The following is a 240-nucleotide window of genomic DNA, read 5'->3' as shown; positions in this document are numbered from 1 at the left end:
CTGTCGCTGCAGAAGCATTTCCACCGCGCCGAACATTGGATCGTCGTGCGCGGCACGGCGGAGGTCGGCCGCGATGAGGAAATCCATCTCGTCCATGAGAATGAGTCGATCTATCTGCCGATCGGCAGCAAGCACCGCCTGACCAATCCCGGCAAGATCGATCTGGAGCTGATCGAAGTGCAGACCGGCTCCTATCTCGGCGAGGACGACATCGTCCGCTTCGAGGACGCGTATAATCGG

1 protein-coding gene is annotated in these 240 nt (G+C 60.0%); it reads left to right on the top strand.

Going from position 1 to position 240, the window contains the following annotated elements; translation table 11 throughout:
- On the top strand, window positions 1-240 hold a 240-nt coding region (locus IYW40_RS00005), incomplete at both ends, for a cupin domain-containing protein (protein WP_196398949.1).

It is taken from the genome of Methylocystis sp. H4A (assembly GCF_015709545.1).
GTDB lineage: Bacteria > Pseudomonadota > Alphaproteobacteria > Rhizobiales > Beijerinckiaceae > Methylocystis > Methylocystis silviterrae.
The sequence above is the reverse complement of the archived record's forward strand: the minus strand, read 5'-3'. Positions and strand labels throughout refer to the sequence as shown.